This window comes from Campylobacter sp. RM12637 (genome assembly GCF_020137645.1).
Taxonomy (GTDB): Bacteria; Campylobacterota; Campylobacteria; order Campylobacterales; family Campylobacteraceae; genus Campylobacter_E.
Map to the genome: position 1 here is coordinate 1 of NZ_JACGAV010000057.1, position 507 is coordinate 507.

Genomic DNA, 507 nt, shown 5'->3' on the forward strand with positions numbered 1-507 from the left:
GCTAAGCGCTCATGCAAACGCATCTATGAACAATAGATCAATTGACAGTTCTTTAAATAAGTTAAACTCAGGTTTTAGAATTAACTCTGCTGCTGATGATGCTTCAGGTATGGCAATTGCTGATAGCTTAAGATCTCAAGCAAGTAGCCTTGGTCAAGCTATTATGAATGCTAATGATGCTATTGGTATAATTCAGACAGCTGATAAGGCTATGGATGAGCAAATAAAAATACTTGATACAATTAAGAATAAAGCTATTCAATCAGCTCAAGATGGTCAAACAACTGAAACAAGACGCTCACTTCAAGCTGATATTTCTAGACTTATGGAAGAATTAGACAATATTGGTAATACTACATCATTCAATGGTCAAAAGCTTCTAAGTGGAACGTTTTCAAACAAAGAATTTCAAATTGGTGCATATTCTAATGAGACAGTTAAGGCTAGTATTGGGGCAACTACAAGTGATAAGATTGGTTTAACTAGGTTTGAGACTGGGCATAATGT

The 507-nt window shown here is 35.1% G+C and carries 1 protein-coding gene; it reads left to right on the top strand.

Annotated elements, in window-relative coordinates; translation table 11 throughout:
• On the top strand, positions 1-507 hold a 507-nt coding region (locus AVBRAN12637_RS09720; protein WP_442862240.1), incomplete at both ends, for a flagellin N-terminal helical domain-containing protein.